Below are 26,120 nucleotides of genomic sequence, written 5' to 3' on the forward strand. Positions count from 1 at the left end.
CGTGGGACCCGGTCAACGCCGCGAGTCTACGGGCGGGCGGCGCCGGAAGGCACGGCCGGACGCGACTTTCTGACACGGATTTGTCAGAATCGGCCCATGCGCATCACGGAGGCCGCCCGGCGGCTCGGCACCTCGCCCCGCATGCTCCGCTACCGGGAGGCCCTCGGGCTGCTGCCCGCCACCCGGGAGGCGTCGGCGGCCCGGCGCGGCGGCGGCCACCGGCGGTTCGGCGAGGCCGAGCTGCGCGCCGTGGCGCTCGCCCTCGCGCTGGAGAAGCGCTACGACATCGGCCCGGCGGAGCTGGCGTTCGGGCTGCGCGTCCTGGCCGAGCCGCAGGTGCAGGCGCACGTCCGGGAACTGGGCGAGCGGATCGGACGGCTCTCCGCCCCGCCGACCCGCGCGCTCGACTTCGAGAAGGAGAAGGCGATGCGCCTGCTGCGCCGGCGCTGACCGGTCCCCCACCCGCCCTACCGCGGCTAGTTCGGGGCGTTCTCCCCCGGCACCACCACGCCGGACTCGTAGGCGAGCATCACGGCCTGCGCGCGGTCGCGCAGGCCCAGCTTGGTGAAGACGCGCGCCACGTGCGTCTTCACCGTGTGCTCGCTGACGACGAGGCGCTGCGCGATCTCCCCGTTCGACAGGCCGCCCGCGATCAGCACCAGCACCTCGGTCTCCCGCGCGGTCAGCGTCTCCAGGGCCGCCGGCGCCTGCGGGCGGTTGCGGCGCTGCTTGGTGAACTCGCGGATGAGGCGCCCGGTCACCTGCGGCGCCAGCAGCGAGTCGCCGCGCGCCACCACCCGGACGGCGGAGACCAGCTCGTCGGCGGTCGCGTCCTTCAGCAGGAAGCCGCTGGCGCCGACGGCGAGCGCGTCGTAGACGTACTCGTCCACGTCGAACGTCGTCAGGACCAGCACCCGGACGCTCTCGGCGCCCGGCAGGGCGAGGATGCGGCGGGTCGCCTCGATACCGTCCATGCCGGGCATCCGGATGTCCATGACGACGACGTCGGGACGGGTGCGCTCGGCGATCCGGACCGCCTCGCGGCCGTCGCCCGCCTCGCCGATGACGGTGATGTCGTCCTGCGCGGCGAGCAGGGCGGCGAACCCGGCCCGGACGATCGTCTGGTCGTCGACGATCAGCACGTTGATCACGGCCGCCGCCCCTCGGGACGTGCGGCGGGCGCGTCAGGGGTGGTGGCCGGGCGGCGCCTGCGAGCCGTGTCCACGGGTGGAATTCCCCTCCCTCGTCAGCGGAAGCTCGGCCTCCACCAGGAACCCGCCCTCGGCGGCCGGCCCGGCGGAGAACCGTCCGCCCAGCATGGTCGCACGTTCCCGCATCCCGACGAGCCCGTGTCCGCCACCGGACTCCGGCGGCGGCGGTCCGGTGCGTCCGTCCACGGAGGTCGGGCCCGCGGGGTCCAATACGGCGGTACGGGGATTGACGGCGTCCCGGTTCAGTACCCGCGTCGGCGCGGACGCGCCGTCGTCGCGGACGCGGACCGCGAGCCGGTCGGCGAGGAACATAAGGTCGACGTGCACGCCCGAGCCGGGCGCGTGCCGCCGCGCGTTGGTCAGCGCCTCCTGGACGATCCGGTACGCCGACAGCTCGACCGTGGTGGACAGCGTCCGCGCGTCGCCGTGCACGGCGAGGTCGACCCGGCCGCCGGCGCCGCGGTGCTGCTCGATCAGGTCGGGCAGCCGGTCCAGCCGCGGCTGCGGGGAGTTCGCCGCGTCCGGTTCGGGCTTGGCGTCGGCGCGCAGCACGCTGAGCAGCCGCCGCATCTCCACCAGCGCCTCGCGGGCCGTCTTGGCGATCTCGGTGTAGCCGGCGCGGGCCTCGGGCGACAGGTCGTCCATCGTGTACGGGGCCGTCTCCGCCTGCACGGCGATCATGGAGACGGAGTGCGCGACGACGTCGTGCAGCTCGCGGGCGATGCGGGCGCGCTCCCGCATGACGGCCTGCTCCCGCTGGACGGCGGTGAGCCGGGTGAGGGTCTCGTTGTTGCGCTCGGCGGCGGCGGCCTCCGTCCGCCCGGCGGACTCCACGACCCGCCGCGCGTCGCCGAGCCCGATGGCGGCGAGGACGGCCACGACCGTCGCGGGCCACGGGACGTCGTCGAGCGTGCCGGTGGCGAGGTAGACGACGGCGACGGTGGCGACGCTGCCGAGCGCGAGGACGCCGGTCGACTGGCGGGGCAGCTGCCGGCCCAGCGCGTACAGCGTGTAGAGGGCGGCGAAGCCGGTGGTGATGAGCAGGATCTGGCCGGTGAGGAGGCTCGCCGCGACCGCGCTGAGCACGACGGCGGCGACCGGGCGCAGGTTCTCCCGGCGCCACACGAGCGGCAGCGTCGCCGCGACGGCGAACCCGCCGGCGAGGCTGAGCGGCGAGTCGACCTGGGGCGCCAGCTCGGCCAGCGCCGCGATCGTCAGCGCGAGCCCGGTCAGCGGGGCGAAGTACCAGGAGCCCGCTACCTCCCGCCAGGCGTTGATCCAGCGGGGCAGCGGCGCCGTCGCACCGGCGGGCGCGCCCGGGGCGCCCGGCGCGCCGGGGGCGGGTGCGGCGCCGCCGTTCAGCCGGGCGCCGAGCCGCGCCGCGAGCGGCCGCAGCAGGGTGCCGATCCCGGTGAGGATCCACAGGAGCAGTTGGCCGACGCCCGCCACGATCCGGCCGGACAGCCGCCACGCGTGGTGCGCGACGGCTGGGCCGAACCCCGCGGGGTCGGGTCCGGTCCGGGCCTTGTCATCGGAGGTCACCCCTCCATACTGACCGCTGCGGGGGGTGGCCACCTCACCGAGCGGATGTATAGGGAGGAGAGGGCTCCACCTGGAGTACCACGCGGGTTCCCTCCTTGAGGGGGACGTCCCGGCACGGCCCGCGAACGTAATGTCTTAACCGTGACCGCGACGGTGGCATCGCCGACGTAGGGGGTTCGGCGGGGCCGCCGCGGTCACACCAGAACCGCCCGGTTTCAGGGGTCCGGGCGGGGAGGCAAGGGAAGCACCTCGCCGGACGGCCGCGATCCGCTTTCGCGGAGGCGTCCGCCGGTCTCGCCTGGGCTGGGGTACGGCCGGCAGTGCGGCGGCCGCCCGGCGAGGGGTCCCTTGCCCATCATGAAGGCCCGTGATGAAGCCCCGTGATGGAAGGCCCGCGACGAACGCGTGGGGCGCCCTGAGGACGCCCCACGGACGTCAGGACGACGCGGGCGCCTCCGGAGCCGCCTCCGCGTCCGGCACCCCGGTACGGGACGCCTCGTCCAGCGCGGGCTCCAGGTAGATCAGCTTCGCCACCGGGAACTGCGCCCGGATCTTGGCCTCGGCCGCGTCGATGCCCCGCGCCACCTCCGCCGCCGTGTCGTCGTGGTGCACGGCGATCTTCGCGGCGATCAGCAGCGCGTCCGGGCCGAGGTACTCGGTGCGGATGTGGATCAGGCGGGCGACCTCCTCCACCGACTCCAGCGCCGTGACGATCTGCCGCTCGGTGTCGGGGTCGACGCCCTCGCCGATCAGCAGGCTCTTGGTCTCGATCGCGAGGATCGTGGCGACCGCGCCGAGCAGCACGCCGATCGCGACGGTGCCGACGCCGTCCCACACGCCGTCCTCGGTGACCACGGCCATCGTGACGCCGAACAGCGCGAGGAACAGGCCGACGAGGGCGGCGAGGTCCTCCAGCAGGACGACCGGGAGCTCGGGGGCCTTCGCGCGGCGGATGAACGACCACCAGGACTGGCCGCCGCGGACCAGGTTCGACTCCTTGATCGCGGTGCGGAAGGAGAACGTCTCCAGGATGATCGCGATGATCAGCACCCCGAACGCCCAGGCCGGGGCCTTGACGTCCTCGGGGTGGGAGATCTTGTGGTAGCCCTCGTACAGCGAGAACGCCGAGCCGACCGTGAACAGGACGACCGCGACGACGAACGCGTAGAAGTAGCGTTCGCGGCCGTAGCCGAAGGGGTGCTCGGGCGTCCGGTCGCGCTCGGACCGCTTGCGGCCGAGGAGCAGCAGACCCTGGTTGCCCGAGTCGGCCACCGAGTGGATCGACTCCGCCAGCATCGACGACGAACCGGTGAACGCGAACGCGACGGCCTTGGACGCCGCGATCCCGAGGTTGGCGGCCAGCGCGGCGACGATGGCCTTTGTTCCACCCTCAGCACTCATCTAGGTAATCCTCGCTTTGAGCTCATCAATGGCAGGCACCGGCGTCGGATCCACGCCCAGCGCGATAGCCAAGTAAACCGTGACATAGTCCGCCGACGCGATGAGTGACGCGATTCTCTCCAGCGGATGCTCGCCCTCGGCGCGGATCTCGGTGACCACCACGCCCCGGTCGCGGGCCAGCGCGGCGGCCGCCTCGGCCCGCGCGCGCACCCGGGGATGCTCGTCCACGTCCCGCAGAAGGAGCAGGTGCAGGCCGTGCTCGGGGTCTTCGGCGCGGTCGCGGAAGAAATGGTCGTCGTCGGACGCGCCGGGGTCGGCCGGGGAGCCGCCACGTGCGAAGAAGCCGTCGAAGGCCGCCACCTGGTTGTGGCCGGCCTCCGGCATCTCGCCGAACACCGCCGGGTACTTGGCGTTCTCGTTGAGCTGGCAGGCCGTGCGGTACGCCGCCGTCGCCGCGATCGCGGACGTCCCCCACACCAGCGGCACGTCGCCCGCGAGGTCGAGCGCGATCCGCTTCGCCGGGTTCACGAACGGCTCGCTGGACGGACGGCACCGGTGCGCCACGTCCTCCAGCAGCGTCGCCGTCGACTCCAGCACCGCGTCGGGGACGTCCACGAGCCGCAGTGTGCGCGCGGCGACGACCAGGGGGACGGTCAAGCCCCACAGTGTGGAACGCGGCTGCCCCGCCGACCGCACGGGGACGAACAGCGCGCGACTCCGGTCGGCGAGGTCGGCGAGCGGCGACTCCGGGGCGCCGACGAACATCAGCCTGCAGCCCCGCCGGGCCGCCTCAGCGGCGACGTCCAGGGTCTCCGCCGTGGTCCCGGAGCACGACACCGCGATGACGAGGTCGGCCGCGCCGACCCAGCCGGGCAGCCGGTGGCCCCGGACCGTGAACACCGGGACCGCGCAGCCCGCTCCGCACACCGCCGCGAGCACGTCGCCCGCGATGCCGGACCCGCCGACCCCGGCGACCACGACCGCGCGCGGCCGGCCGTCCTCGGCCAGCGCCGCGACGCCCGCCTCGGCCGCCGCCCGCTGCGCCTCCCGCACCTGCGCCGCCGACGAGGCGACCTGCCGCAGCATCCCGCCCGGGTCGGCGGCCTCGACCGCCTCGGCGTCCTCCAGCCGGGAAGGGTCGAGCGCCGCGCTCATCGCCGCGCCACCGCCCGGAGGCTCACGGGGCGGGGGTCCTGGCCTCGTCGACCAGCAGCACGGGGATGTCGTCGCGCACCGGGTAGGCGTAGCCGCACGAACCGGTGCAGACCAGCTCGTCGGCGCCCTCGTCGGCGCGCAGGTCGCCGCCGCAGTTCGGGCAGGCGAGGATCTCCAGGAGCCAGGAGTCCAGCTTCATCGTCATGGCAGCGTCACTTCTCCTTGCAGTCGGTGGGCCCGGTCGTCACTTCTCGTCCCTGACCAGCGCCAGGACCTCGTCGCGGATCGCCGCCATGGTCGCCTCGTCGCCGGCCTCCGCGTTCAGGCGCAGCAGCGGCTCGGTGTTGGACGGCCGCAGGTTGAACCACCAGCCGGCGGACTCGTCGGCCACGGTGAGCCCGTCCAGCTCGTCGATCGCGACGCCGGGGCGGCCGGCGAAGGCGTCCTTGACCTTCGCCGCGGCGGCGTCCTGGTCGGCGACCTCGCTGTTGATCTCGCCGGACGCGACGTAGCGGGTGTACTCGCCGAGCAGCTCCGACAGCGGCCCGTCCTGCTCGCCGAGGGCGGCGAGGACGTGCAGGGCCGCCAGCATGCCGGAGTCGGCGAACCAGAAGTCGCGGAAGTAGAAGTGCGCCGAGTGCTCGCCGCCGAACACCGCGCCCGTCTCGGCCATCGTCTGCTTGATGAACGAGTGCCCGACGCGGGTGCGGACCGGCGTCCCGCCGTGCTCGGCGACGATCTCCGGGACGGCCTTGGAGGTGATCAGGTTGTGCACGATCGAGGACCCCGGGTGCTTCGCCAGCTCCCGGGTCGCGACCAGCGCGGTGATCGCGGACGGGGCGACGATCTCGCCGCGCTCGTCCACCACGAAGCAGCGGTCGGCGTCGCCGTCGAAGGCGAGCCCGATGTCGGCGCCGGTCTCGCGGACCTTGGCCTGCAGGTCGCGCAGGTTCTCCGGCTCGATCGGGTTGGCCTCGTGGTTGGGGAAGGTGCCGTCCAGCTCGAAGTACATCGGGACCAGCTCGATCGGCAGGCCCTCGAACACCGACGGGACGGTGTGCCCGCCCATGCCGTTGCCCGCGTCGACGACGACCTTCAGCGGCCGGATCGACGACAGGTCGACGAGCGTCTTCAGGTGCTCGGCGTAGCCCTTCAGGACGTCCCGCCGCTGCACCGTGCCCGGCTTCCCGTCGTAGGCGGGGACGCCGTTCTCGACCATCTCGCGGATCTCGGCGAGGCCGGTGTCGCGGCCGACCGGGCGGGCGCCGGAGCGGCAGAGCTTCAGCCCGTTGTACCGGGCCGGGTTGTGGCTCGCGGTGAACATGGCGCCGGGCAGGTCGAGGCTGCCGCTGGCGTAGTAGAGCAGGTCGGTGGAGCCGAGCCCGGCCTCGATCACGTCCGCGCCCTGGGACGTGGCGCCGCGCGCGAACGCCTCCGCAAGCGGGACCGACGACTCGCGCATGTCGTGCGCGGTGACCACCGCGCTCGCCCCGGTGACCCGCACGAACGCCGCCCCGGCCGCCTCGGCGATCGCGGGGTCGAGCTCGTCCGGGACGACGCCCCGGATGTCGTACGCCTTGAAGATCTTGCCGAGGTCGCCCACTCCTGCTCCCTGGTCGAGAAACGCTGCCCGAATGTGCCAAGAGACCCTGTGCCCCGGGAAACCGGGTTCACGAGCCTACCGGGACGCGAGACGGCGACCGGCCGCGACGTGGCCGCGGACGGGGCGGGGCCACGGGGAGGCCGGGGCTACTCCTGGCCCTGGGTGCCCGCGGGCTCGGAGCGCAGCACGCGCAGGTGGCCGCGGCGGCCGACCTCCGTGCCCTGGCCGACCGGCTCCTGGCCGGGGCCGGGCGCGGGCTTGGCGGCCTCCCGGACGGCGTCGGCGAGGGCCTCCAGGTCGTCCGCGCTGGGCTCGGTCTCCTCCTCGACGGGGAGCCGCACGAGTTCCCACCCCATCGGGGCGGTGAGCCGCTCGGAATGCTCGGCGCACAGGTCGTAGCAGTGTGGCTCTGCGTACGTGGCGAGCGGCCCCAGGACCGCGGTGGAGTCGCGGTAGACGTACGTGAGCGTGAACACTGCAGGCGCCTTGCAGGCGGTGCGGGAGCAGGTGCGGACGGGGCTCACGATGGCTGACCGTACCCCCCTCCCAGCGGCTCCGCCACCACCCCGGCGCACGTGTCGCCGTTACCGGGCGATTTCCGGGGTAAGAACTACATTCCGTACGGAGACGAACTCTCACCGTGCGACATCTGGCGAGCCGCGCGCACCCGGTTCCCGGCGGCTCCCCGCGGGTCACCGGCGACGGCGGAGGTAGTCTGGACGCGTGCGACCCCGTGTGGCAGGCGCACGGCGTCGCGACCGTCACGGTCGCGGCATCCGTGGTCCTCTGACGCCCCCGCAGGCGCCGGTCTCGCGGACCCGCGCCGAGCGGTTCGACGACCTCGTCGACGACGAGGTACGCCGGCTCGTCCAGCGCTGGGGTCCGGAACTGGCCGAGGTGGAGTTCGCGGTCGACGACGTGCCGATCGTCGAACCCGGCTTCGACGGGCCCGTCCCGCTCGGCCAGACCGTCCTCCGGTCACCGCCCACCGCCGTCCCGCCGATGAGCTCCGCTCGGCCGCCCGCCTCCGCGATCCCCGCCGGGGAGCCGGCGGTGAGCATCGTGGTGTTCCGCCGGCCCGTCGAGGCCCGCGCCTCCGGTGAGGCGGAGCAGTCCCGGCTGATCCGCGACCTGCTGGTCGAGGAGGTCGCCGAGCTCCTCGGCCTCTCCCCCGAGTCCGTCGACCCGAGCTACGACTCCCCCGACGACTGAGGCTCGCGCGGCTCGGCTCGCGCGGCTAGGGGGTCAGCGCGGTCTGGGAGTCGGCGGTGTCGGGCAGGTGGATCGTCGTCCGGGCCGGGGTGATCGGCAGGACGGTGAACAGGTAGCCGTCGCCCTTGCCGGTGGCGAGCACGCGGGACGCGTAGACGGGCCCCGACCCCGGTTTCGGGACGATCAACGCGCTGTAGGCGGTGGCGGCGTCGGCCTCGCCCGGGGCGGTCAGCTTCGCCTCGACCGTCCGCCCGGCCTGGACGCTGATCTCCTGCGGGCGGCTCCGCCCGGCCGCGTTGACGGTCGTGACCTCGACGGTCGCCGCCCCGAACGGCGCGGTGAGGACGAGCGAGGAGTCGAACCGGTTGTCGGCGACGACGCCGGGGCCGCCGGCGGCGAGCGGCGCCGTCGCCGCGCCGTAGGCGATGTCGGCGCCGCGGTCGGCGGCGAAGCCCGCGAGGATCGGCCGGTCCGCGGTGAGCCGGACGGCGGCGGCCTTCCCCGACAGCGCGCCGTCGAGCGGGACGGACGTCACGGTCTCGGCGGGGGCGTCCAGCACGTCCTGGCCCTGCGGGGCGAACGCGCCGCCCGGCGTGATCACCTGCACCCTGATGCGGGCGTCGTCGTCGCCGGGCACGGAGACCAGCAGGCGGCGCTTGCCGGCACCGCCCGGCACGCCGGGCACGAGGACGGACGTCGCGGGCTCGGCGGACCGCGGCAACCACTCGATGCCGCGCTTCGCGCCGATCCGGGCGCGCACCGACGCGGCGACGCGCCCGCTGGTGGTCTGCACCCGCAGCGCAAGGTCGGCGGCGGTCTTCACGATGTCGCCGAGGCCCTCCGGCGACCCGCCGATGCGCACGACCCGGGTGGTGTAGGGCGCGACGGGCGTGGCGCGTCCGTCCGGGGTGTCGAGGGGCCCCTCGCCGGACAGGGCGGTGAGGTTCACGGACGCGGGCTGCGCGTCGACGTTGGTCAGGTACAGGTCGAGCCGGTCGGCGGCGGTGGGGCCGGGCCCCAGGAACCACAGGTCGGTGCCGGGGGCGGCGCAGCGGGCACTGGCGAGGCCGCGGTCGGGGCCGCCCGGCCAGTACGTGGTCTGCTCGGCCTCCAGCCCGGCGGCGATGGCACCGGTGCCGCGGACGGTGTAGGCGTCGCCGCTGGACTTGGTGTCGCCGTTCCAGCCCTGGCCTGGCGACGACATGGACCCGAGTGGGGAGCCGCCCTTGGACGGCGCCATCTCCACGCTCCCGCCGCCTCTCTGGGAGAGGGACTGGACGGCCAGGCGCCCGCCCTCGTGCCCTGGGCAGACCATCACGGCGTTGGCGACGGGCACCGTGCGGCCCTTCTCGGACGCCTCCCCCGGACGCGACAGGGTCGCGGCCCCGTACAGGGCGGCGACGGCGACGAGCATCAGCGCGGCGGTGGCGTAGCGCATGCCGAGGAGGCGCACTGTTTTTTCCAGCACGGCCCTTTCCGGCACGGCCTTCTCCCGCAGAGCCTTGCGCATGGGGATCACGGCACCTCCTCCGGGCTCGGCTCCTTGGCCGGCTCCTTGGCCGGCTCTGAGGGCGGCTCTGGGGACTGCTCATGCTTGACGTGGGCGGCATGGCCTGCGCGGCGGCGTCCACGGCGGCGCGCGCGCCGTCCGTGGTGGCGCCCCTGCCTGTCGCCACCGAACGTCAGGTTGTCGGTCTGCGCGCCGGGCAGCGCCAGGACGAGCACGGCCAAGACGGCGACGCCCTGGATGACGACCCAGGTGTGCCGCAGCTTGTCCGAGCGCGTCAGTTTGAACTCGCCTCCGCTCGGGGGGATGTCATAGCCCTGCGCCCAGCCGTCCACCGTGTGCCATTCGAGGATCTCCTCGCCGTTCAGGGTGGCCCGCCAGCCGCCGTCCCCGGCTTCGGCCAGCAGCAAGGTGCGCTTGCCCTGTCCGGGAGGGATCTGCACACGGGCGTTGATCCGGCCCGCAGGTAGGGGCGTGACAGTGGAGCCCTGCAGAAGCATCATCCGGGCGGACGCCGCCTGGAGCCGCCACACGGCGAACGTTTCGGTGCGGCTGAGGCGGGTCAGTTCCGGTGACGCGTCCAAGACCTTCGTGACCGGGTCCTTCTGGGGCTGCGGCACGAGGATGTACTGGACGCCCATACGGGTCAGTGCTGGCCCGTCGTCGCCCTCACGCCCCACGGCCAGGCCCGCTACGAGGTCGTTCAAGCGTTCGTGTGCCTCGCCGCCCACCGGGACCTCTGCTTCGCCCAGTCTCGGACGCTCGTCCCGGAGAATCGTGTAGGAGACCCGTCCGGTGGGCTCCCGGTGCAGGACGAGAGTTCTCGGCCCGCCCGGCGCGTGCAGGAACACGGGCACCGTGTCTGGGTCGACTTTGCCGAGCGGCCCGCCCGCACCGCCGACCACCCACAGCGCGGCGGACAGGACGGGCGCGCTCAGCGCGGCGAGCACCACGACGGCGCCGCCCGTCCGGTAGATCACGTCCTTGCCCGCGAGGACCTCGGTGGCGCGCTGGACGGCGGCGGTCGCGGCGAGCAGCACCCCCGCCCCCGCGAAGATCAGCACCATGCCGGGCCAGACCGGGGCCGCGTCCGCGCCCTTGGTGACGGTGATGGCGCTGATCAGCACGGCGAGGAGCAGCCCGAACACCGCCAGCAGCCAGCCCGCGAGCACGCTGCCCCGGCGGCTGCGCAGCGGCAGCGCGAGCACGGCGACCGCGAGCAGGCCCGCGAGCGCCCACCGCGCGGGCGTGCCCGGCCCTCCCGGGTTCAGCGCCAGCAGGTCGGCCGCCGTCGCGGGCTCGAACCGGCGGTGCAGGCCCGCCTCGGTCAGGAAACGGGACGGGTGCAGCAGCAGGCCGACCGTCCACGGGAGCATCAGCAGCGGCGGCACGCCGAGCGCGATGCCGAGGTTGCGGCGGCCCTGCCGAGGGCCCGGCCGGTCGAGCAGCGCGTACACCATCACGGCCGCCAGCACGGCGAGAAGCCAGACGAGCGGGACGAAAGCCATCGCCACGGTCAGCAGCAGCGCGACCGTCCAGGCGGCCCGTCCGGCGCGCTTGCGCCGGGTGGCGGCGTTGAAGCGGGCGGCCTCCGAGCGCGGCACCCCGTAGAGGCGGGCGGCGTACAGCCCGATCAGCGGGAGCAGGACGAGGACGACGGCGGTTCCGAGGCGTCCGCCCGCGATGGCGCCGGTCGCGGCGGGCAGCAGCGCGTACACGGCCGCGAACCAGGCGCGGACGGCGGCGACGGGGACGCGGCGCCCGGCGGCGCGGGCCCGGCGCCCGGTCAGCGGCGACTCGGTGATCAGCAGCCGGGACGCGCGGTAGGCGGTGAGCCCGGCGAGCGGCACGCTGCCCAGCAGCAGGACCGACACCGCCAGCCACGGCTTGCCGAACAGCACCGTCGACAGCGCCGCGAGGACGCCGACGTAGGGCGGGCTGCCCGCGTCCGTGCCGAGCCCCACCGGGTGCCAGCCGGTCAGGTACTGCTCCCACAGGTCGCTTGCGCCGCCCCAGGCGGGCACGAGCGCGCCGCCGCCGAGCCGCCCTACGGCGGTCAGCAGGGATCGTTCGGCGGCGACCGCGACGGCGGTCAGCGCGAGGACGAGCAGCACGCCGGGACGGGCGAGGAACCGGCGGATCGGGCCGGGCTCGTCCACCGTGACGTCGTCCTCCTCCCGCTGCTCGCGGGCCCGCTCCTGGGCGGCGAGGTGCTCGGAGACCGCCTCGACGGCCCGGCGCAGCACCACCCACCGCGGCTGGAAGCGCCGCACGGTGCGGTGCACGCGGGTGCGGCCGTCCGCGCGGGCGGCGCGGGCCCGCCGCAGCCGGCCGGGGTCGCGCAGCACGTCGGCGAGCGCGCGCAGCTCCTCGCGGGCCGCGCCCGGCCGCTTGGTGACCAGCAGGAACAGCGCGTGCGCGAGGGACGCCCACACGTTGCGGGCGAGGGCCCGCAGCATCGCCGGGAACGGCTGGTTGGCGAGCAGCGTGAACAGCGCGTTGCGGCGGTCGCGGCGGGCCGGGTGCTCGGCGGTCATGCCGATCTCGCGGAGCCCGCGCCGGGCCGCCTCCGCGTGGTAGACGACGGCGTCGCTGGCCGTGACGACCCGGTGCCCGGCGGCGTGCGCCCGCCAGCAGAAGTCGAGGTCCTCGCGGAAGATGCCGTACTCGACGTCGAAGCCGCCGAGCCGCTCCCACACGTCCCGGCGGACCAGCATCCCGGCGCTGCCGACGGCGAGGACGTCCCGGACGCCGTCGTGCTGCCCCTGGTCGAACTCGTCGCGGTCGAGGCCGCGCTCGCGGCGCCCGGCGGCGTCGACGGTGACGCCCAGCTCGCGCAGGACGCGCCGGTCGTCCCAATCGCGGACCTTCGGGCCGAGCACCGCCGCGTTGGGGTCGGCGCCGGCGGTGCGCAGCAGTTGGGCGAGCGCGTCGTGGGCGGGCTCGGAGTCGTCGTGCAGCAGCCACAGCCACTCGGTGCGCGGCGTGCCGGGCTCGTCGTCGGGGACGGGCGCGGACGCGGCGTCCTGGCGCAGCGCCTCCGCGATCGCCTCCCCGTAGCCGGTGGTGCGCGGCAGGGTGAGGACCGTGCCCGCGCCGACGACCTCGGCGAGCACGGCGGGCCCGCGGTCCCGGCTGCCGGTGTCCACGATCACGAGGCGCTGCACGGGCCGCGCCTGCGTGAGCAGCGCCTTCAAGGTCTCCGGAAGCCACCGGGCGCCGTCATGGACGACGAGGACCGCCGTGACGACGTGGCGATCGAGAGTGGGGGCCAATGATCGCTCGATCTGTGGGACGACAGGGTCGTGGTGAAGCATGCGGGAAGACGTCAGCCGTGCCGGCCGGGGCCGGCACGGCTGATAACTGTACGGCGACCGCTCGGCGCACGCCCCGGTTCCCCCGAGATCCGGGACGGGCGGCGGGCGGCCTGGACGCCGCTAGACGGCCTGGCGCTTCAGTTTGCGCCGCTCCCGCTCGGAGAGACCTCCCCAGATGCCGAAACGTTCATCGTGCTGCAGCGCGTACTCCAGGCACTCCGTACGCACCTCGCATGCCCGGCACACCTTCTTGGCCTCGCGAGTGGAGCCGCCCTTCTCCGGAAAGAACGCCTCCGGGTCCGTCTGCGCGCACAGGGCGCGCTCCTGCCAGCCCATCTCTTCGCCGTCTGTGCCGTGCGCCAGCGGGATGACCACCTCGCTCACAGCGCACCTCCCTGCCCGTGGAACCCCCTGGTCAATGCCTTCCCTCCGGTTCCTTCCCCCGAGAAGGCATTGAAACTACACGGACGAAATTACACGCGTGTAGCGACTGCCCCGTCAAGCCGGAGAGCTTTCCTGGGCGACAAAACGGCTTATGCCGGGATGGGCTCGCTGACCTTTGGATGAAGATCAGTTAATCGGGCGGTCACCGCCGCGCTTGGACGCCGGTCGGCGCACGCGGGCGGCGCGGCGGATCACTGCGGCGGCGGGGGCCGGTTGTCCCGGTACCAGTCGCCGCCCTGCTCGCCCTGCGGGGGCGCGGGCTGGGTGCCCTGCGGGCCCTGGTCGCCGCCGGAGCCGCCGTAGGCGCGCGTCCACTCGCCCATCTCCTCGTCGGCGGCGGGCTGCTGGTTCTGGGGCTGCTGCTGGCCGGCCTGGTAGCCGCCCTGGGCACCGTACTGCTGGTAGTCCTGCTGGCCGTACTGCTGGGGCTGGCCGTACTGCTGCTGGCCGTACTGCTGAGCGGCCTGCTGGCCCTCGGCGCCCGGCTGCTGCTGCCCGTACTGCTGGTACTGCTGCTGCCCGTACTGCTGCTGCTCGTAGCCCTGCTGCTGGTAGTCCTGCTGCTGGCCGTACTGCTGCGGCTGCCCGAACTGCTGCTGGCCCTGCTGGCCCTGCTGGTACCCGAAGTCGGGGTAGCCCGGCTGCATCTGCGGCTGGGCCTTCGGACGCGCGGGCTGCATCCCCTGGAAGACGGTGAAGACGAACCAGCCGCCCGCTCCGACGACGGCGAGCTTGCCGGCGCCCTCCAGGAACGCGGACAGCTTCGTCACCGCCGAGGTGTATTCCGAGTCGGCGAGCATCCCGCTCAGCCACGCGATGACCCCGAACAGGGCGATGCCGCCGAGGACGCCGAGCGCCCCCATGGTGATCGTCCGGGCCTGCGGGGTCGGGGTCTCGCCCCAGGTGACCAGGAGCACCGCGAGGACGAGGATCCCGACGAGGGCGATCTGCAGGAACGTCCCGCCCCGCGTCTCGCCGAGCGCGCGGCCGGTGAACGTGCCGTCGCCGCCCAGAAGGGAGATCAGCCCCGCGAGCAAGTGCAGTCCCGCCGCGGCGAGCAGTACCCAGGCGGCCGGTTCGCGCAGGCGCTGGACGGCTTCCTTGTTCACGGTGAATTCTCCAGACTGAGGCAATCCATTACACGGCAAAGCTTTGCACAGTCTCGTCCGGAGCGGCGACCCCGCACCCGCGTCGCGGACCGCGCGATCCGCGCGGCGCCTCTTCGGTGCAGATCTCCATGCGCGGACGGCGCCCCGTAGGGTTGGATTATGAAGATCGTGTGTCTGGCGGGCGGGATCGGCGGCGCCCGGTTCCTGCGCGGCCTGCGGGAGGCGGTTCCGGAGGCGGAGATCACCGTCATCGGCAATACCGGGGACGACATCTCCCTGTTCGGGCTGCGGGTGTGTCCTGACCTGGACACCGTGATGTACACGCTCGGCGGCGGCATCAACGAGGAACAGGGCTGGGGCCGGACGGACGAGACGTTCACCGTCAAGGAGGAACTGGCCGCCTATGGCGTCGGCCCGGGATGGTTCGGGCTCGGCGACCGCGATTTCGCGACCCATATCGTCCGGACGCAAATGCTCGAAGCGGGCTACAAGCTGTCGGCGGTCACCGAGGCGCTGTGCGACCGGTGGAATCCGGGCGTCCGGCTGATTCCGATGAGCGACGACCAGGTCGAGACGCATGTGGTCATCGAGGACGAGAAAGGCCGGCGGGCCGTCCACTTCCAGGAGTGGTGGGTGCGGCTGCGGGCGTCCGTTCCGGCGCTGTCGATCGCGGCGGTGGGCGCGGAGGACGCCAAGCCGGCGCCCGGCGTGCTCGCGGCGATCGAGGCGGCCGACGCGGTGCTGTTCCCGCCGTCCAACCCGGTGGTGAGCATCGGGACGATCCTGGCGGTGCCCGGCATCCGGGACGCCGTGGCATCGAAGACCGTGGTCGGCGTCTCCCCGATCATCGGCGGGGCGCCGGTGCGGGGCATGGCCGACGCGTGCCTGACGGCGATCGGCGTGGAGACGTCGGCGCGGGCGGTCGCGGAGCTGTACGGGCTGGGGCTGCTGGACGGCTGGCTGGTCGACGAGGCCGACGCGGACGTCCGGGTCGAGGGCATCGACGTCCGGTCCCGGCCGCTGCTGATGAGCGACGCCGCGGCCACGGCCGCGATCGCGCGGGCGGCGGTCGACCTGGCGATGGAGTTGAAGCGGGCGGAGGACGCCGAGTGAGGCTTGAGGTTTTCGGCGTTCCGGGGCTGCCGGAGGTCGCCGAGGGCGACGACATCGCCGCGCTGGTCCCGGCGGGGACGGTGCAGGACGGGGACGTGCTCGTCGTGACGTCCAAGATTGTCAGCAAGGCGGAGGGGCGGGTCCTACTCGCCGACGACCGCGAGAAGGCCATCGACGCCGAGACGGTGCGCGTGGTCGCGCGGCGCGCGCACGCGCGAGGCGAGACGCGGATCGTGGAGACGCGCCAAGGGCTCGTTCTGGCCGCGGCCGGGGTGGACGCGTCCAACACCCGGCCGGGGACGGTGCTGCTGCTCCCGGAGGACCCGGACGCGTCGGCGCGGCGCATCCGGGCCGGGGTCCGGGAGCGCACCGGGGCCGACGTCGCCGTGATCGTGTCCGACACGCTGGGGCGGCCGTGGCGCAACGGGCTCACCGACGCCGCCATCGGCGTCGCCGGGCTGGAGCCGCTCGCCGACCTGCGCGGTCGCACCGACCCCCACGGCAACCGGCTCGACGCGACGATCACCGCCGTGGCGGACGAGATCGCCGCGGCGGGCGAGCTGGTCAAGGGCAAGCTCGACGGGGTGCCGATCGCCGTGGTGCGGGGCCTCTCCGAGCTGGTCACGGCCGAGGACGGGCCGGGCGCGCAGGCGCTCGTGCGTCCCCCCGACGAGGACATGTTCAGGTTCGGGTCGGCGGACGTGCTGCGCGCGCGCCGCACGATCCGCGAGTTCACCGCCGAGCCGGTCGACCCGGCAGCGGTGCGCCGCGCGGTCGACGCCGCGATCACCGCGCCGGCGCCGCACCACACGACGCCGTGGCGGTTCGTCCTGCTGGAGTCGGCGGAGTCGCGGACCCGGCTGCTGGACGCGATGCGCGACGCGTGGGAGGCCGACCTGCGCCGCGACGGCTTCTCCGCGGAGTCGATCACCAAGCGGCTGCGCCGCGGCGAGGTGCTGCGCCGGGCGCCGTACCTGATCGTGCCGTGCCTGGTGATGGACGGCTCGCACGACTACCCCGACGAGCGGCGGTCGCGCGCCGAGCGCGAGATGTTCGTCGTGGCGACCGGCGCCGGGGTGGAGAACCTGCTGGTCGCGCTGGCGGTCGAGGGGCTCGGCTCGTGCTGGGTGTCGAGCACGATGTTCTGCCGCGACGTCGTCCGCGACGTCCTCGACCTGCCGGACGAGTGGGACCCGATGGGCGCGGTCGGCGTCGGGCACGCCGCCGCGCCGCCGCGCGAGCGCCCGCCGCGCAGCGCCGAGGCGTTCATCGAGGTCCGGTAGGCGGGAATAGATCGGATCGGGCCGGGGCTGGCGTGGGTACGGGACTCCACGCCGGCCTTGGCGGGACCCCGGCGCGGCACAAATTATGACGATTGGCATAGAGTGCCCGCATGGACGCCACGAGCTCCGCTCTACGTCGGGCCCTGGCCCGCGCGCGCGACGGCAAGACACTGGACCGATCCGAGGCCACCACACTGCTGCAGGCCCGCGGGGCGCAGCTCGACGATCTGCTCTCCTACGCGGCCCGCACCCGGGACGCCGGTCTGGACGCCGCCGGCCGTCCGGGCGTCATCACCTACAGCCGCAAGGTCTTCATCCCGCTGACGCGGCTCTGCCGGGACCGCTGCGGCTACTGCACGTTCGCGACCGTCCCGCACCGGCTCGACGCGCCCTACCTCAGCCCGGACGAGGTGCTGGAGATAGCGCGGCAGGGCGCCGCGATGGGCTGCAAGGAGGCCCTGTTCACGCTCGGGGACCGTCCCGAGGACCGCTGGAAGCAGGCCCGCGAATGGCTCGACGCGCACGGGTACGACGACACGCTCTCGTACGTGCGCGCGATGGCGATCCGCGTGCTGGAGGAGACCGGGCTCCTGCCGCACCTGAACCCGGGCGTGCTGACGTGGCGCGACTTCCAGCGGCTCAAGCCGGTCGCCCCGTCCATGGGCATGATGCTGGAGACGACGGCGACGCGGCTGTTCAGCGAGCGCGGCGGCCCGCACTTCGGGTCGCCCGACAAGGACCCCGCCGTCCGGCTGCGCGTCCTTGAGGACGCCGGCCGCACGAACGTGCCGTTCACGACCGGGATCCTGATCGGCATCGGCGAGACGGTCGAGGAGCGCGCGGACGCCGTCTTCGAGATCCGCCGGACGATGCGGGAGTACGGGGCGATCCAGGAGGTCATCGTCCAGAACTTCCGCGCGAAGCCCGACACGAAGATGCGCGACGCGCCGGACGCGGAGCTGGCGGAGCTGGCCGCGACGATCGCGGTGACGCGGCTCGTCCTCGGGCCGAAGGCGCGCATCCAGGCGCCGCCGAACCTGGTCGCCGACCAGTACGCGCTGATGCTGCGCGCCGGCATCGACGACTGGGGCGGCGTCTCGCCGCTGACCCCCGACCACGTGAACCCCGAGCGGCCGTGGCCGCAGATCGACGAGCTCGCGGAGCGGACCGCCGAGTCGGGCTTCACGCTGCGCGAGCGGCTGACGATCTACCCCGAGTACGTGCGGCGCGGCGAGCCGTGGCTCGACCCGCGGCTGGTCGGGCACGTCGCCGCCCTGGCCGACCCGGCGACCGGGCTGGCGCGGGAGGACGCCGTCCTCGAAGGACGCCCCTGGCAGGAGCCGGACGGCGGCTTCGAGGCGTCCGGGCGCACCGACCTGCACACGACGATCGACACCACCGGCCGCACCAGCGACCGGCGCGACGACTTCGACGAGGTCTACGGCGACTGGGACGCGCTGAAGGAGCGCATGTCCGCGCCCCAGCGCTTCAACGCCGACGTCAAGACCGCTCTCGCGCGCGCGGAGCAAGACCCTGCCGGTCTGTCGGACGACGAGGCGCTCGCCCTCCTGCACGCCGAGGGCACCGAACTCGACGCCCTCGCCTCCCTCGCCGACGACCTGCGACGCGAGGCCGTAGGGGACGACGTCACCTACATCGTCACACGGAACATCAACTTCACCAACGTCTGCTACACCGGCTGCCGGTTCTGCGCGTTCGCACAACGCCGCACTGACGCCGACGCCTACACACTGTCCCTGGAACAGGTCGGGGACCGGGTGGACGAGGCATGGGCGGCGGGCGCCACCGAGATCTGCATGCAGGGCGGCATCCACCCCGACCTGCCCGGCACCGCCTACTTCGACCTCGCGCGTGAGGTGAAGCGGCGCGCCCCCGACATCCACCTGCACTCCTACAGCCCGATGGAGGTCGTGAACGGCGCGTCCAGGACGGACCTGTCGATCCGGGAGTGGCTGCAGGCCGCGAAGGAGGCCGGGGTCGACTCGCTACCGGGAACGGCCGCCGAGATCCTGGACGACGACGTCCGCTGGGTGCTGACCAAGGGGAAGCTGCCCACCGACCAGTGGATCGAGGTCGTCACCACCGCGCACGAGATCGGCATACCGACGACGTCCACGATGATGTACGGGCACGTGGACACGCCGTCGCACTGGGTCGCGCACATCAAGCTGCTGAGGTCCATCCAGGAGCGGACGGGCGGATTCAGTGAGTTCGTGCTGCTTCCGTTCGTCCACCACAACTCGCCCATCTATCTCGCCGGGCTGGCACGTCCCGGGCCCACCGTTCGGGAGAACGTGGCCGTCCACGCCTTGGCGCGCATCCTGCTGCACGGCGCGATCTCCAACATCCAGACGTCGTGGGTGAAGCTGGGGGACGAACTGTGCACGCGCGTCCTGCAAGGCGGCGTGAACGACCTCGGCGGCACGCTGATGGAGGAGACCATCAGCCGCATGGCGGGGTCGGAGAACGGCTCGTTCAAGCCCATCAGCGAACTGGAGGCGATCGCGGCGCGCGCGGGGCGCCCGGCCAGGCAGCGCACCACCCTCTACGGCGAGGTGCCGGCGGAACGTCTGGAAGCCGCCCGCCGCACGGACGGGATCGGCAAATTCGGGAAGCGGCTGCCGCTCAGTCCTGTATGACGGACACGTGGACGAAGACGGACGCCCGCTGTGGGGGCGCCCGGCGCTCTGGGCGGCTCTGGCGCTGCTGCTGTCGGGCGCGGGCGGCGGCGCGTGGGCGTCCGGCCTGTTCTCCGCACCGGCCTGCTCCGGCACGGACGTCCGGATCACCGTCGCGGCGCAGCCGGAGATAGCACCGGCGCTGAAGGACGTGGCGTCCCGCTTCAACGTGGAGAGGCACCACGTTGGCGGGCGCTGCGTCCATGCCAGCGTCACCCCGGTCGCACCGTCCGCCTACAGGGGCCAGTCGGACGCCTGGCTACCGGAGTCGTCACTATGGCTGGGCCGCAACATGCCCGGTACACCAGTGGCCGCAACACCAGTGGTTCTAGCCACGACCCGCCCCGTCGCAGACGAGTTCCAAAGCACCGACATAGACATCAGCTGGAAACTCCTGCTCAAGGACAAGGCAGACGACCTCCCCCTAGCCCGCACCGTGGCCGACCCAAGCGCCGGCATGACGGGCACGGTAGCGATGCTCGCGCTCCAACAACTCGACGAGAAAGCAGACGTGGCCAAGGCCCTCCGCAAGAGCGGCGGCTCAACGGCGACCTTGGCCACCCTCACCACCGCCGAACGGTTCGCCCGCCCCCTCGCGGTCACCACAGAGCAAGCAGTGGTCACCTACAACGAGACCCACCGTCCGAACCCCGTCGTCAGCCTCCTGCCAACCGAGGGCACGCTGATGCTGGACCACCCCTACGCCGTCACCACGAAGGACCCGCGCCGACGCGACGCCGCAGAGGCGTTCCAGGCGGCCCTAGGCACCCGCTCGGCCCGCAACATCCTCCAACGCGCGGGCTTCCGCACACCGGACGGCGCCCTGAACACCGCCTACGCGACCGAGTACAACGTCCCGGACAAGCCACCGAAGTCGCTCCGCCTCCCCACCCGCAAGGAGATCGGCGAGGCGCTCACGTCCTGGAAGACCTGAGTCAAGGAGCGCCGCGAACGGTGCTGGGACGCCGCTCCACCAGCGCGTCCGCCGACTCCCGTAGCTCCTCCAGGACGGCCCGCACCGAGGGCCGCACCTCTGCGCCGACCCGCGTCCACATGACCATGCGGCGGTCGACCGGGGCATCGGCCACGTCCCGCACCACGATGCCCTCCTCCCGCTCTGCGAGCGCCAGGTCGGGGATCAGGCACACCGCACCGCCCGACGCGACCATCGCGAAGATGATCAGCAGGTCGTTCGACCGGTACCGCACATCCGGGCGGAAGCCGCCCAGCTCCACACACGTCCGCTCCAGCAGGTCGGCGTGGTTCGTCCCGACATGCCCGGTCACCCAGGGCGAGTCCGCGAGATCCGCCATCCGCACGGGAGCCCCGTCCAACGCGAGCCGATGCCCCTCGGGCAAGGCCACGCGCATCATCTCCGTGACGAGCACCTCGGACGTCAGCTCAGGCCGCCTAGGGCGCGGCAGATGCGAGTACTCATCGGTCAGCACCACATCGATCTCCTGCAGCACCAGCGCCTGCAGAACCCGGTGGAACTCCTCGTCCAGAACATCGACCACAAGCTCGGGATACTTCTCCGCCAGCCGAGGCAACGCGGGCGCCAGCACATGCAGCAGCGCCGTCTGGAACCCCACGAGCCGCACGACCCCCGCGACCCGCCCGCTCGCCGCGACCGTCGCCTCTTCAGCCTGCTTGGCCTGCGCCAGCAGCGTCTCGGCGTGCTCGGCGAGCACCTCCCCCGCCGTGGTCAGCCGCAGCCGCCGCCCGGCCCGCTCCACCACCGGCACGCCGACATCCTTCTGCAACTGAGCGAGCTGCTGCGACACCGCCGAAGGCGTGTACCCGAGCGATTCCGCCACGGCCCCGAGCGTCCCGCGCAGCTTGAGCTCCCGAAGCACCCGCAACCGCCCCAGATCCAACATAGTGAAGCGATTCTTACACAATCCCTCCAGGAAAGGTCGCTGGACCTGAACGTTGGACGGAGTCAAACTAAAGGTGCGATGGGAAGGACGGACACCCCGGCTCCACCGATCGCCCCGCGCGGGAACGCCCCTTCAGCGATCCCACTGAAAGAAGAAGACCATGCTGTACGTGCTCGGCATCATCGTCGCCCTCGCCGTCCTCGGCCCCCTGTTCGGCGCCGACAGCCGCGACGGCCTCGACTGGACCCCGAACAACTTCTGGCTGCGCCGCCGCTCAGCGGCGGACCCGGTCAAAACGACCGGTAGTCCCGGACAGGCAACCGGGGGCCGCGCCTCGGCGGGCGCCTCCCGGACGATTCCAGCAGCCGGGTGACCCGGTACCGATGGCCGGCATAGGGCTCCAGCAGTTCGAGCATCCCGGCGTCGTCCACCTTGCGGCCCGCCAGCGCCCAGCCGACCAGGCCGGGCAGGTTGTAGTCGCCCACGGAGACGGCGTCGGGATCCCCGACCGCCCGCTGCCGGATCTCGGCCGCGGTCCAGACCCCGATCCCGGGCAGCGACCTGAGCCGCGCCTCCCCGGCGTCCTCCTCCAGCCGCTTCGCGACCCGCGCGGCCCCGATGATCGTCCGAGCCCGGACGGCCTCCAGCCCGGACCGGTGCCACTCCCACGAGGGAATCCGGACCCACACCTCGGGCGGCGGCGGAACCCGCATGTGCGGCGCGCCCGGCGCGGGCTCCCCGAACCGGCGCAGCAGGTACCCCCACCCGCGCCACGCCTCCTGCGCGAGGACCTTCTGCTCCATCACGGCCGGCACGAGCGCCTCGAACACCCGCCGCGACTTCCCGATCCGCAGCCCCTCACGCCGACGCGCCTGCTCCAGCACGACGTCATGCCGCGCGACGAGCCCGTCCGGCGAGTCATCGACCCCGAGTAGCTCGGGCACCCCGTCCAGCAGCCACTCCGCCCCGGGCCCCCACCCCGTCGCCTCGACGACGTCGCCGACCCACCGGAGCCGCAGCGTCCCCGGCCCCTCAGGCGTATGGGACGCCCGCCAGACGGCACCGTCCCGCTCGACGCGGAACGCCGGATCATGAGGCCCCCGCTGATGCGGCGAGACCGTCCCGTGCAGGTCCAGCGGCCACGGCGGCCGCCACTCCCGAACCCGGCCGGGGAGACGCCCAGCGGTCTTCTCCCCGGCCGCACGGGCGAACGGCGTACCGGACGACACCAGAGCCACCGACCACCCACCGTCCACTCGACCGTCCGCACTTCGCGCTGCCGCGCCCCAGTGTGCCACCGCCAGGCAAACTGGACCCATGAGCGGCACGGAAGCCCTCGCCATCGCGCTCGGCATCGCCCTCAGCCTGCCGATCCCCTCCTCCGTGTTCATCTATCTCCGCACCCGGCGCCGCGAAAGAGAGCAGCAGAAGAACCGGGAGCAGGCCCACGACGCCCTGGTCAACTGGCTCCCCTACTACCGCCGCGCCGAACTCCACTACATCCGGCAACGCGTCGAACACCCCGGCACCCAGGCCGCCCGCGACGCGCACTCGGCGTCCTTCCGCGAACGCTCGACCGCCCAAGGGAAACTCTTAGATGTGCGGATCGCGTACACCGACCCGCGCATCCTGATGCTGGCGCAACACGCGTTCGACCTCACCGGCCAAATTCACTACGCGGAAACCCTGGAGCAGGCCGCCCAGGACGCAGCGAAGGCAATCGAGGCGCTCCGCGCCTTCATCACCGCCACCGGCGCCACCGTCCACCCCACAACACCCCTGACCGAGGTGTGGCCCCCCGACGCCGGAGAACTGCTCCCGCAAGCGAGTGCCGACAGAGAAGCGGATAGCGGTCAGAACGAGCTCCACACCGGCCCAGGCACAGAGGTGGCGTCACCCATGACCGCACCGCACATCAGCAGGCGCAATGAAGTAGACACATGACTGCCCCACTCAGAGGTCGTACGCGCCCTGCTTGATCTGCGTCACCATCGCCGCCCACACGCGTCCCGCTCCAGGGGCAGAGCCCCACCGTGCGGGTCCCGGGCGTGTGGTCATGCGGCTTGTGCCCAGGGCGGTGGGCGGCTGGGTTCGGGGAGGGTTCTGATTCCGGGTGGGTGGAGGCGGTAGGTGTAGCGGCCGTCCGGTGTTTTGGTGATGGTGATCTGGTGCGGGTTGGTGTGTTTGTAGCGGTTGTGCCATCCGCAGGTGAGGGCGAGTTTGTCGATGTCGGTGGGGCTGTGGCCGAGGGCCCAGCCGTTGACGTGGTCGACCTCGCACAGTGTCCCGGGCACCTCGCACCCCTGCACCGCGCAGGTGGAGTACAGGGTCTCCAGGACCTGGCGTTGCGGGGCGGTGGCGAACCGCACCCGATGCCCCAGGTAGAGCGGAGTGTTGCCGCCGCCGAGCAGCAGTGGTGAGACTCCGGCGTTCAGGGCGATGCGGCGGGCTTGGGCGGCGGGGATGGGGGTGCCGTCGGTGAGGCGGGCGGGGGTGGTGCCGCCGGTGAGGGTGTCCAGGTCGCAGATGACGGTGACCTTGTGCCCGCCCGACAGCACCGTTGTCAGCGCAGCGGCCGTCCGCTCCGACAGGTCACGCTGGTCGTCGGTCCCGGCGGGTTTGGCCAGCGGCCCGAGGGTGCCGTCCCAGATCGCGGCGTCTTCGGCGTTCAGCCAGCCCTTGATGTAGCGGCCGCCGTCCAGCGAACGCGTCGAATCGACCCACGACCGCTCATAACCGCGTTGGGCATCCTCGGGTGCCTGTTCGGTGCCGTCGCGTTCGGCGATCACGTCGCGGATCCGCTTGCCGAAGCTGGCGACCTTCCCGGCGGAGAAGCCCTGGTCGACCATGCCCAACAGGATGCTCTCGGCCGCGGGGCAGTCATCGTCGTCGAGTCGGGCGGTCGCGTCGGCGATGGTGGCGGCATATCCGGCCGACAGGTCACCGGCGGTCCACCGCTCGGTCATCTCGGGCAGGCGGCGGCGCTGCCGGGCAAGGGTGAGGCGTTCCTTGGCGCGGCTTTCGCGCATCCCGAGGCGGGACCGCAGCCAGGACCGGGTGGAGGGGTATCCCCACCGCTGCACTTCGCGGGACCGGTCGACCACGCCGATCAATTCCGACAAGGCGGCTTCATGCAGGTCGGTGGCGGTGGCGAGGGTTTCGGTGAGTTCCATGCACGCCGCCGCCGATTCGGGTGCGGTGCGGGAGGCGAGTTCGGCGGCGATCGCCGAGGCCGCGTTCACCAATTCCATGGTGGACGCGGCGTCGAGGTCGACCGCGATTGAACTCATGCCCTTATGATATCCGGCCGGACGCTACTTCGTCCTTTCGAGTCGAAATTCGGCCATGATTCTTTTGAGCTTCCTTGATCGACTCTCGTCCGTTTTCTCGAAAGGCTCATTTCGGGCATTTCGATTTGAAGCTCTGCACTTGTGTGTTGCGTGTTTCTGGTTGGGGTGGGGGCGGCGCGTCGGGCAGAGGGCAGGCGGAGCCTGCCCGACGAAAGCTGCACTCAGGGGCCGTAGAGGCTCCGAAGTCAAGGGTGGGACGGAGTCCCATCGCGAAGCGACGCCGAAGGCGCCCTTGACTTTGGAGGGGCGGCCCCGTACGCAGCGCCGCCCCCACCACAATTCCACGAACACGGAACAGGCCATTCGGAACACACCAGCCACGCCAAAGCGCTGAGGATCCGGTTCTCGGCGTGTCCAGCCGTATACCGGAACACCACACTCGATTTGATGTCACAGCACCACTGACCTTTTTCATCCGTTTAGGCGGAGCGCGGCCCCGGCAAGGACGGCCACCTCGTCAAGGCCATCGCCGTTCTACTCACCCAAGGATGAAAAAGGCTCCCTGGCCACCACCCGCCTCCCGCGCCGGCCCGCCTCAGAGTTCGTATGCAGTCGAGGCAGGACGGTGAGTACTGTGAGGCGTGCTTTCTCAGCCCAGTGAAGCCACGAGCACTTGGTGGGTGATGATGCACGCCGCTGTCCGTGGTGGCCGTCCTCTCACTTTGTGGCAGGCCACCAGAATTCTGGTAGTAGCAGCCACCTCGGTTGGGATCGCGGCGTGCGGCTCTTCCGGAGGGACCCCGGATGGCGCCTCCCACTCCCGCGCCTCCGCAGCCGCCGTTGTACGGGATGGTGCCGGTCTCTTCCTGAAGGTTCCCGACGTAGCTGGACTGGTCGCCGGATCGCTTCCGCCGGTCGTCGCCAAGGGCAGGTACTGGCGTGATCCCTTCAACGACCGGGCGGGGAAGCAGTTCTTCTCATGGAAGGTCTTCGACCTTCGACACAACCGCAACCTGACCGTCGAAGTGACCAGGAAGGCGAGCGTCGCGCAGGCCCGGGAAAAGGCCGCTTACGTCCGGACGGTTCTCGCGAACGATGACGTGCGGGAAGGCAGGCAGATCATCCGCACGAGCAAGGCGACGGAGGTCACCGGCATCGCGGACGAGTGCCTCGGCTTCCGCATCTCGCGCAAAAACGCCATGAGCGCGCTCCCGGACGATCCCGGCCAGAAATACGCCATGAGCGGCCGGTACCTCTACTGAGCCTTTTCCACCAGCGCTTGTTGGTTGGTGATCACAGCACGATCGCTGGCGGCGTGGCGGGTCCTGAAACGTGAAGAAGCCCTGGTAGGACG

Annotated in this window: 22 protein-coding genes; 8 read left to right on the top strand and 14 right to left on the bottom strand. The window is 72.5% G+C overall.

What is annotated here, in order from left to right; translation table 11 throughout:
• Positions 1 to 96: 96 nt before the first annotated feature.
• Positions 97 to 450 (top strand): MerR family transcriptional regulator, encoded by a 354-nt coding sequence (locus ACGFI1_RS17510; protein WP_138636628.1) that lies wholly within the window; start codon positions 97 to 99, stop codon positions 448 to 450.
• A 26-nt stretch (positions 451 to 476) separates the two neighbouring features.
• Here the strand turns inward: ACGFI1_RS17510 and ACGFI1_RS17515 are convergent, their stop codons facing one another.
• The 7 genes from ACGFI1_RS17515 to ACGFI1_RS17545 all read right to left on the bottom strand — a co-directional run bounded on the left by ACGFI1_RS17515 (position 477) and on the right by ACGFI1_RS17545 (position 7,436).
• Complete coding sequence (locus ACGFI1_RS17515) at positions 477 to 1,151, bottom strand: response regulator (RefSeq protein ID WP_386873678.1); 675 nt, start codon at positions 1,149 to 1,151, stop codon at positions 477 to 479.
• Positions 1,152 to 1,184: 33 nt separating this feature from the next.
• Positions 1,185 to 2,753 carry a sensor histidine kinase gene (locus ACGFI1_RS17520; protein ID WP_392786252.1) on the bottom strand — a complete coding sequence of 523 codons (1,569 nt, stop codon included), beginning with the start codon at positions 2,751 to 2,753 and terminating at the stop codon, positions 1,185 to 1,187.
• 435 nt (positions 2,754 to 3,188) lie between these two features.
• On the bottom strand, positions 3,189 to 4,154 hold the full coding sequence (locus ACGFI1_RS17525; RefSeq protein ID WP_386873676.1) for a cation diffusion facilitator family transporter: 966 nt from the start codon (positions 4,152 to 4,154) through the stop codon (positions 3,189 to 3,191).
• Complete coding sequence (locus ACGFI1_RS17530; RefSeq protein WP_392786254.1) at positions 4,155 to 5,309, bottom strand: SIS domain-containing protein; 1,155 nt, start codon at positions 5,307 to 5,309, stop codon at positions 4,155 to 4,157. It abuts the gene before it with no gap.
• A 22-nt stretch (positions 5,310 to 5,331) separates the two neighbouring features.
• Positions 5,332 to 5,514, bottom strand: coding sequence for a Trm112 family protein (locus ACGFI1_RS17535; protein WP_138636623.1), 183 nt, complete (start codon positions 5,512 to 5,514; stop codon positions 5,332 to 5,334).
• Between the two features lie 39 nt (positions 5,515 to 5,553).
• Complete coding sequence (locus tag ACGFI1_RS17540) at positions 5,554 to 6,912, bottom strand: phosphomannomutase/phosphoglucomutase (protein ID WP_392786256.1); 1,359 nt, start codon at positions 6,910 to 6,912, stop codon at positions 5,554 to 5,556.
• Positions 6,913 to 7,058: 146 nt separating this feature from the next.
• Positions 7,059 to 7,436, bottom strand: coding sequence for a DUF3499 domain-containing protein (locus tag ACGFI1_RS17545; protein ID WP_089331018.1), 378 nt, complete (start codon positions 7,434 to 7,436; stop codon positions 7,059 to 7,061).
• A gap of 199 nt (positions 7,437 to 7,635) precedes the next feature.
• Here ACGFI1_RS17545 and ACGFI1_RS17550 point away from each other — a divergent pair, with 199 nt between their 5' ends.
• Positions 7,636 to 8,124: a metallopeptidase family protein gene (locus ACGFI1_RS17550; RefSeq protein WP_386873673.1), complete on the top strand. Its 489-nt coding sequence runs from the start codon at positions 7,636 to 7,638 to the stop codon at positions 8,122 to 8,124.
• Between the two features lie 25 nt (positions 8,125 to 8,149).
• On the opposite strand, the gene ACGFI1_RS17555 is transcribed toward ACGFI1_RS17550, so the two are convergent.
• The 4 genes from ACGFI1_RS17555 to ACGFI1_RS17570 all read right to left on the bottom strand — a co-directional run bounded on the left by ACGFI1_RS17555 (position 8,150) and on the right by ACGFI1_RS17570 (position 14,501).
• Complete coding sequence (locus tag ACGFI1_RS17555) at positions 8,150 to 9,634, bottom strand: DUF5719 family protein (RefSeq protein WP_392786294.1); 1,485 nt, start codon at positions 9,632 to 9,634, stop codon at positions 8,150 to 8,152.
• A 5-nt stretch (positions 9,635 to 9,639) separates the two neighbouring features.
• The gene (locus ACGFI1_RS17560) at positions 9,640 to 12,906 is read right to left on the bottom strand and encodes a glycosyltransferase (RefSeq protein WP_392786258.1); all 3,267 of its coding nucleotides are present in this window, start codon (positions 12,904 to 12,906) and stop codon (positions 9,640 to 9,642) included.
• A gap of 162 nt (positions 12,907 to 13,068) precedes the next feature.
• A complete protein-coding gene (locus ACGFI1_RS17565) occupies positions 13,069 to 13,284 on the bottom strand; it encodes a WhiB family transcriptional regulator (protein ID WP_171064042.1) in 216 nt (71 codons plus the stop codon).
• A 299-nt stretch (positions 13,285 to 13,583) separates the two neighbouring features.
• Positions 13,584 to 14,501, bottom strand: a complete 918-nt coding sequence (locus ACGFI1_RS17570) for a hypothetical protein (protein ID WP_392786260.1) — start codon at positions 14,499 to 14,501, stop codon at positions 13,584 to 13,586.
• 159 nt (positions 14,502 to 14,660) lie between these two features.
• On the opposite strand from ACGFI1_RS17570, the gene cofD reads away from it, so the two are divergent.
• The 4 genes from cofD (at position 14,661) to ACGFI1_RS17590 (ending at position 20,530) form a co-directional block, all read left to right on the top strand.
• Entirely contained in the window at positions 14,661 to 15,614 is a 954-nt protein-coding gene (cofD, locus tag ACGFI1_RS17575; RefSeq protein ID WP_364544786.1) for a 2-phospho-L-lactate transferase, read from the top strand.
• Positions 15,611 to 16,897: a coenzyme F420-0:L-glutamate ligase gene (locus tag ACGFI1_RS17580; RefSeq protein ID WP_392786262.1), complete on the top strand. Its 1,287-nt coding sequence runs from the start codon at positions 15,611 to 15,613 to the stop codon at positions 16,895 to 16,897. Before cofD ends, ACGFI1_RS17580 begins: the two co-directional genes overlap by 4 nt.
• 110 nt (positions 16,898 to 17,007) lie before the next feature.
• On the top strand, positions 17,008 to 19,557 hold the full coding sequence (locus ACGFI1_RS17585) for a bifunctional FO biosynthesis protein CofGH (RefSeq protein WP_392786264.1): 2,550 nt from the start codon (positions 17,008 to 17,010) through the stop codon (positions 19,555 to 19,557).
• A 7-nt stretch (positions 19,558 to 19,564) separates the two neighbouring features.
• Positions 19,565 to 20,530, top strand: coding sequence for a substrate-binding domain-containing protein (locus ACGFI1_RS17590; RefSeq protein WP_392786266.1), 966 nt, complete (start codon positions 19,565 to 19,567; stop codon positions 20,528 to 20,530).
• A 1-nt stretch (position 20,531) separates the two neighbouring features.
• Here ACGFI1_RS17590 and ACGFI1_RS17595 read toward each other — a convergent pair whose 3' ends face one another.
• Positions 20,532 to 21,476 (bottom strand): LysR family transcriptional regulator, encoded by a 945-nt coding sequence (locus ACGFI1_RS17595; RefSeq protein WP_176200042.1) that lies wholly within the window; start codon positions 21,474 to 21,476, stop codon positions 20,532 to 20,534.
• 290 nt (positions 21,477 to 21,766) lie between these two features.
• On the bottom strand, positions 21,767 to 22,714 hold the full coding sequence (locus ACGFI1_RS17600; protein ID WP_392786269.1) for a DNA-3-methyladenine glycosylase family protein: 948 nt from the start codon (positions 22,712 to 22,714) through the stop codon (positions 21,767 to 21,769).
• 79 nt (positions 22,715 to 22,793) lie between these two features.
• Between ACGFI1_RS17600 and ACGFI1_RS17605 the strand changes: the two genes are divergently transcribed.
• On the top strand, positions 22,794 to 23,420 hold the full coding sequence (locus ACGFI1_RS17605; RefSeq protein WP_392786270.1) for a hypothetical protein: 627 nt from the start codon (positions 22,794 to 22,796) through the stop codon (positions 23,418 to 23,420).
• Between the two features lie 110 nt (positions 23,421 to 23,530).
• Here the strand turns inward: ACGFI1_RS17605 and ACGFI1_RS17610 are convergent, their stop codons facing one another.
• A complete protein-coding gene (locus tag ACGFI1_RS17610; RefSeq protein WP_392786272.1) occupies positions 23,531 to 24,766 on the bottom strand; it encodes an HNH endonuclease signature motif containing protein in 1,236 nt (411 codons plus the stop codon).
• 680 nt (positions 24,767 to 25,446) lie between these two features.
• Here ACGFI1_RS17610 and ACGFI1_RS17615 point away from each other — a divergent pair.
• Complete coding sequence (locus tag ACGFI1_RS17615) at positions 25,447 to 26,028, top strand: hypothetical protein (protein WP_392786273.1); 582 nt, start codon at positions 25,447 to 25,449, stop codon at positions 26,026 to 26,028.
• Positions 26,029 to 26,120 lie beyond the last annotated feature (92 nt).

The organism is Actinomadura geliboluensis, from assembly GCF_043197915.1.
Classification (GTDB): Bacteria; Actinomycetota; Actinomycetes; order Streptosporangiales; family Streptosporangiaceae; genus Spirillospora; species Spirillospora geliboluensis.